The organism is Phenylobacterium sp. (genome assembly GCF_036402295.1).
Lineage (GTDB): Bacteria > Pseudomonadota > Alphaproteobacteria > Caulobacterales > Caulobacteraceae > Phenylobacterium.
In genome coordinates this window covers 1-6,557 of record NZ_DASWTE010000450.1, presented here as the reverse complement: position 1 = coordinate 6,557, position 6,557 = coordinate 1, and the positions used below count along the sequence as shown (strand labels likewise).

General features: G+C 69.2%; 5 protein-coding genes. 1 reads left to right on the top strand and 4 read right to left on the bottom strand.

The features are described 5' to 3' along the window. Positions 1–787, top strand: a 787-nt coding sequence (locus VGD44_RS25495) for a transglycosylase domain-containing protein (protein WP_331091431.1), incomplete at its 5' end; no start/stop codon positions are given. On the opposite strand, the gene VGD44_RS25490 is transcribed toward VGD44_RS25495, so the two are convergent. The 4 genes from VGD44_RS25490 to VGD44_RS25475 all read right to left on the bottom strand — a co-directional run bounded on the left by VGD44_RS25490 (position 784) and on the right by VGD44_RS25475 (position 6,068). Next, positions 784–1,206 carry a DUF3703 domain-containing protein gene (locus VGD44_RS25490; RefSeq protein WP_331091429.1) on the bottom strand — a complete coding sequence of 141 codons (423 nt, stop codon included), beginning with the start codon at positions 1,204–1,206 and terminating at the stop codon, positions 784–786. The genes VGD44_RS25495 and VGD44_RS25490 overlap by 4 nt on opposite strands. 48 nt (positions 1,207–1,254) lie before the next feature. After that, the gene (locus VGD44_RS25485) at positions 1,255–1,983 is read right to left on the bottom strand and encodes a helix-turn-helix domain-containing protein (protein WP_331091427.1); all 729 of its coding nucleotides are present in this window, start codon (positions 1,981–1,983) and stop codon (positions 1,255–1,257) included. A 30-nt stretch (positions 1,984–2,013) separates the two neighbouring features. After that, on the bottom strand, positions 2,014–3,057 hold the full coding sequence (locus tag VGD44_RS25480; RefSeq protein ID WP_331091425.1) for a 2OG-Fe(II) oxygenase: 1,044 nt from the start codon (positions 3,055–3,057) through the stop codon (positions 2,014–2,016). Positions 3,058–3,245: 188 nt separating this feature from the next. After that, positions 3,246–6,068, bottom strand: coding sequence for a TonB-dependent receptor (locus tag VGD44_RS25475; RefSeq protein ID WP_331091423.1), 2,823 nt, complete (start codon positions 6,066–6,068; stop codon positions 3,246–3,248). Positions 6,069–6,557 lie beyond the last annotated feature (489 nt).

Genomic DNA, 6,557 nt, shown 5'->3' with positions numbered 1-6,557 from the left:
CGCCGCCCTCGAGCAGGGGCGCACGCCGCTGACCGAGGTGGTCGACGAGCCGGTGACGATCAACGGCTGGACGCCCTCCAACTACGAGGTGGGCAGCTACCTCGGGCCGATCACCCTGGAGACGGCGCTCGCCAAGTCGGTGAACACGGTGGCGGCGCGGCTCGCCGACGAGGTGGGTCGGCCGAACGTGGCGGCGACGGCCCGTCGCGTGGGCATCCAGTCGACGGTCAACGTCGAACCGGCCATGGCGCTGGGCACGACCCTGGTGTCGCCGCTGGAGATGACCCAGGCTTACGCGGCCTTTTCGAACGGTGGCAACCGCGTCCAGGCCTACGGCATCGAGCGGATCCGCTCGGGCGGCACGGTGATCTACCAGAAGCGCCCGCCGACGCCGGTCCCGGCGGTGGCGAACCCGGCGCTCTCCGAGCTGAACCAGATGCTGCGCACCGTGATGGTCGCCGGCACAGGCGCCCGCGCCGCCGTGCCCGGCTATGACCTCGCCGGCAAGACCGGGACGACATCGGACTACAAGGACGCCTGGTTCTGCGGCTACACGGGCGGCTTCGCGAGCTGCGCCTGGATGGGCCGCGACGACGCCAAGCCCATGGGCCGGATCAGCGGCGCGACCGCCCCGGCCGAGATGTGGCGGATGTTCATGGGCCAGGCTTTGAGGCGCGTCCCCGCTCTGGCGATCCCGGCCGGCCCGCCTGCGCCGGTGGCCGCGCCGCCGGTCGAGGTCGCCACTCAGGTCGAACCGGAAGTCGCCGAAGAACCGCCCACCGACTAGGCCTGCCGCAGGAGCGCGACGACCAGGATCGCCGCGCCGGCCAGGATCAGCGCCTGCCGCGCGATCTGGCGACGCAGGCTGAAGCCCTGGAAGTAGGGCGCCAGGTCCGGCGGGATCGGCATGGGTTTGACCGGCGAGACGTTCGCTCCGCCCGTGTTGCCGATCGGCAGCCAGCCGATGAGGTGGCTCGGCATGGTGGCCACGAGCCGCAGGATCTGCCCGCACACTTCGCGACCGTCGCGCCGGGCCAGCCCCACGCGCAGCATCCAGAAGTGCGCCGCCGCGTGGTCGACGAACCGCAGCTGGCCCAGGATGTGGGCGCGCTCCAGGCGGGAGAATGCAGCGTCGAGGTCGCCGGCCCGGAAGTCGCGCACCGCCTCGTCGAGTTCGCGCCGAAACCGCTCGCGTGCCTGACCCATCCCATCCTCCTCGTCCAGTGGCTGGGCGCAGGATGGCTGGCGCGGGTCCTAGGGTCTTGGACCTTTCGCTTGTGTGTCGCGCACCACGCCGCTCGCCGTGAGCGGCGTGATGCCGAAGACGCGGCGCATGGCGCGGGACAGGTGCGCCTGGTCGGCGAACCCCGCATCCGCCGCCGCCTCCGCGAGGCTGGCGCCGCCGGCCATGGCGCGGGCGGCCCGCTCGAGCTTGCGCCAGGCTAGCCATGTGGTCAGCGGCGTTCCGAGGTGCGCCTGGGCGAGCGCCCGCAACCGCGCCGTCGAGAGGCCCACCGTCTCGGCGGCCCGCGCCATCGATCGGGCGCCCTCGGCGGTGGCCAGGAAGCGCAGGGCGGCCTCCAGGCGAGGGTCCGGCGGAACCGCGGCACCCGCCGCCACCGCCAGGGCGTCGATGCATCGCGCGAGCGGCGCATCGGGATCGACGAGGGCGGCCAGCTCGGACGGCAACTCGGCGACGCCCCCGGGCGGCGCACTGCGGTCCACGTGGGCGGCCAGCGCCGTCTGCGGCTCGAGGTGGACGATGACCACATCGGCCAGGGGCAGCAGCCGGTGGCGGGCCCCGGGCCGCGCCACCAGCGCGCGGCCTCGCGCCATTGCGCCGTCGTCGCCGTGGAGTTCGGCGACTTCGCCCGTGGTCACCACCAGCTGCATCGTGGTGTGGGCATGCGAGGTGTTGTCCCCCGCCCCGCCGCGGTAGGCCGCCCAGGCGTCCCCGTAGTGGAACTGGCCGGTCCAGCTCATGGGCGAGGGGCTGGCATGCGGCGGCCCCAGTCAGACCTCTACGAGATGCTGATTGGCCTCGCGAACGCGTTTGGACTCGTTGTCGTACAGGAACGGCAGGAACGCGTAGCGGGTCCCGCGGGTGACCGGCGTCGCCTCGTGCAGCAGCGAACAGGAGAAGACGACGGCGCCGCCCGTGGGCGGTCGGTAGGTGCGCGGGCCGAACTCGGGGAAGCGCAGGTCGCCGCCCTCGAACGCCTCTGCATTCAGGTTGATCGAGACTGCGAACCTGCGATGCATGGTGCCGGCCGTGGTGTTGTCGCGATGCGGCCGGAAGTAGCCGCCGTCAGAGGCGTCGTAGCAGGCCACGATGTAGCGCTCGATGCACTCGGCCTTGTACTGGAACGCCCGAACCAGCTCGGGGGCCAGCCGCAGGTTGATGCGGGCGCGCAGCTGGTCGCGAAGGTCGGGGTCCTCGATCTGGGCGTCGCGGCGCTTCTTGAAGTCGTCGAGCACGCCGACGGTCTTGCCGTCCTTCTCGCGCATCACCCCGCTCGGCGTGCCGCCCTGGCTCTCGTAGAGGTCGATGAGGCGGCGGCATATCTGCGGCTCGAACACCCGCGGGACGATCAGCACGGGCGCGTTGAGCTCGACCCCGGCGTGGTCGCCCGGCGCGCCCAGCTTCACGACGCCGGCGATGAGGCGCGGACCGTCTTCCAGCCGCGCCGTCGCCAGGATCCGCAGGCTGGGATCGATCACCACCCACTGCGGCGCAAGCTCGCCGTCCGGCCCGATGGCGGCGTAGGCGCGGCGAATCTCGCCTTCGGTGTCGGAGAACCACTGGAACGGGGGATCGCTGCGGGCCTGGGCGTACGACTCCGCGTCGGGCAGCACGCCGAAGAAGATCAAGTCCGGGCCGGTGAACGCCTGCGCATGATCGCGGATGCAGGCCAACGCCGCATCGCGCTGGGGGCCGGGAAGGGGCAGGAACGCCAGGACGATGTAGCGGCCGCCAAGGCTGCTGAACACGAACTTCGGGTTCAGCGGCGACGGCGCCGTGAACCAGGGGGCCGGGACGCCCAGGGGAATGCTCATCGATAGGCCTGCGAACGGAACTCGGCCGGAAGACGGCGCAGAAGGCGTCTGCCCCTAGCTGCCGGCCGGGCGAAACTCGTCCGGGCGCGCGGGGCCGTCAAGGCGCAGGTCTCTGCCGAAGGTGCTGCGCCGGCTCCGGCCTGGCCGGGGCCGACGACGGCGCCTCCGCCCATCGCTGCAGCAGCCTGTTACATGCGGTAGCGGACCCCAAAGATGATCGTGCGGCCGAAGTGGTTGTTCTCGTACGCGCGATTGGCTTCCTTATCGACGTATCGGTCACGATAGTCGTCCGTGAGATTTATCCCTTCCAGAGACAGCTCGAGCTGCTCGGTCACACGGTATTTCACCGAGGCGTCGACGTTCACCGAGGAGTTGTAGCCCTCGAAGACGTTGCCGGTGCCGCTGGCGTTGTCGATGAAGCCGGAACGGTAGGCGATCGACGCGCGGGCGCTGAACTTGCCCGCTTCATAGTAGAGGGTGGCGTTGTAGGCGCGCTTGGCCAGACCATAGAGCGTGGAACTGACGTCGGCGCCTTGAAGGCCGCCGCCCGGCGTGATGGCCGGACCCGAGACGCGGTAGGTCACGTTCGAGTCCACGAAGGTGGCGTTCGCGATGCCGCCGAAGTTCGACCAGAAGCCGGGCAGGAAGGTGAACGGTGCCTGGATGGCCAGTTCGACGCCCTTCAGGCTGCCACCTGTGCCGTTCTCGATCGACGCAATGGTCCAGGACTGCCCTTCCACGTTCGAGGCGGCCGGCGAACTCGGATTGATGACCGAGGTCGGAAGGCCGGTCGAGGCGAAGGTGCCGGTGCGCGTGACCCCGAGCGGGAAGGACTGGATGTCCTTCTTGAACACCGCGATCGACGCCAGCGCCTGCGGCGCGAAATACCATTCGAGGCCGACGTCGTAGGCCTTGGCGCGGAACGGATCCAGGTTCGGGTTGCCGAAGTTCACCCGGTAGTTGAAGCCGTCGACCGAGCCGCCAGGTGTCAGGTTGCCCAGGTTCGGTCGCGTCATCACCTCCGCCGCCGCGGCGCGGATGATGATGTCCTCGGTGGGGAATAGGGCGAGGTTCACGGCCGGCAGCCAGTCGTGATACTTCCGCTTCACCCTCACCTCGACGCCACTGTTCAGGCCCGTCGAGGATTGGTCGGTGACCATGTAGCGGAGGCCCGCGTTGGCGGCGAAGCGGAGGCCGGCGAATTCGCCCTTGAAGTTGCCCTGCAGGTAGCCGCCGGTGTCTTCCTCGCGTACCGAGCGGATATTGCCGGCGTCAGGATTGGCGGTGCGGTTGTAGAGCCCGCTGAAGGCGGCCGCAGCGTCGATGTCGGGGACCAGCCACGTCGTGGTGGTTCCGGACGGCTGGCCGGCATCGCCCAGCTTCACCGTCTGACTGAGCGCCGATGTCGCGGCGAAGCCGTAGATCGCCGTCGGGCCGAAGACGGTGGAGGGCGAGCAGGTGATGGTTCCGAGCACGACGTCCGGCCCGGCGGTGGTGCGGGTCGGGCACACGACGGTGTCGCGAACGAACGCGTTGACCGCGAAATCGAAGCGGCGATAGACAGCGCCGGCTTCGAACTGGACGCCGTCGTTCAGGTCCCATTCTACGCGCCCGGAAACGGTGCGGAACTTGTTCGTGGTGTTCGACGGCCGGTCGCGGATTTCCGAAAGCTGGAAGTTGGCCGGGTCGGTCACGCTCGTACCGAAGGTGAGCAGTGGACTCCGCGCGTCGGTGTAGTCGTACCGATAGTCCGCGGCGTCGCGGTCGTCGTATGCGAAGGTCGTCTCGACCGGGATGTCCGCGTCCGACTTCGAGACGCCGGCCAGGAGGCTGACCCGGAAGCTGTCCGTGAACTCGTGGCTGGCGTTGACGCTGAGCTGGTGGAACTCGGTCTGCGACTTGCGCAGGTAGTTCTCGGTCCGCACCCAGGCATCGTCGAACGTGCCCGAGACCATGTCGTTGGTGGTCGGGTCGATCGTGAAGTCGCGAACGTCGATCGCGCGTTCGTTGGAGCGGAACAGGACTTCGGCCCATTGCTCCGTGCGCGTCTCGCGGAACCTCGAATAGAGCCCGTCGAGCGAGACCTTTGTGCGTTCGGTCGGCGCCCACTGAAGGCTGCCGGTCAGCCCGAGCCGCTCGCGGTCGTGGCCGACCTTGCCGTAGCGCGGAATGCGCGGGTGGAAGGCCAGGGCGGCGGCGTCGCAACCGGCGCTGGGCACATAGGCGCCGCCACGGTTGGGCGCCGTGAAGCAGTTGACACCGTTGACGGAATCGAACCTCGCCTGCGCCCATCGGACCGTATTGTTGCCGAGTTCGAGCGTATCGGTCTCGGTGTAGGCGGCCGACAGCGACGCGCCGAAGACGCCGTCCTCGGATCGCCATCCCACCAGGCCGGCGAGGCGGGGCCCGACATCGTCACTGAGGTCGTTGTATTGCCCCTGAGCCGAAGCCACGAGAGTCAGGCCGTCCTTGCCGGCGAGAGGGTTGCCGGTGTTCAGATCGACGACCGCGCCCAGCGAGCCCTCGTCAAGCGAGGCCTCGGCGGTCTTGTGCACGACCAGGGAGTTGAAGAGCTCGGACGCGAACACGTTGAAGTCGAAGGCGCGATCGCGGTTCGGACTCGCACCGTCGGTGGACGTCGCGATGGCCTCGAGGCCGTTGACCCGGACGCGCGTGAACTGGCCCGACAGACCCCGCACTGTGATGGCGCGTCCTTCGCCCCCATCGCGCTGGATGGAGATGCCGGGAATCCGTTGCAGCGACTCGGCGAGGTTCTGATCCGGGAACTTGGCGATGTCCTCGGCGACGATCACGTCGACGGACGAGACCGATTCCCGCTTTACGTTGATTGCGGCGCCCAGCGATTGCCGGAAGCCCGTGACGACGATCTCCTCGACCTCTTGCGGTTCGCTCGAGGCCTGGGCCGAGGCTTGGCCCGCAAGGCCGAGCCCCATGGCCAGAATGGACGCGCCGCAAACCAGTCGGCGCAGGCGCACTTCGCCCGATCGCATCATCAATATTTCCCTCCCCGTTTGCCGGTGTGAGATCCCGGCCGCGGCCGCGTTTACGGCTCTGCCACCGGTATCAATCGAACTGACACCGGTGTCATTGACCGTATCGGAACGACGGCGAAATGCAATGGGGTTGGCGCCACAATGACGGCGTCTTGCACGAGGTTCTCCATCGCGCTGGGCGCGACTGACGGTGGTTCGTTCTCGCCTGGGTGGCGGGGGTCTGCTTGACGCGAATGATGGTGAGCGCCGCCTTGGTGGCCTGCTTGGCCCAGAGTGATCGGCCGATGGCTCGCAGGCGCCGCGTGACCCTGCCGGCGGGCCGTCCGGCGAGAGAGATCTCGATCTACGCGCCGCGTCTCAGAGGCTGAGATGGACCGTCCGCGGCGCGGCCACCTACGCCAGCGCCCGGTACGTCAGACGCCGAAAGCGGGCCTCGCCCTGGCCGGCGGCGAAGAGGCCGGGGCGCAGCGCCATGAAGCCGCCGCG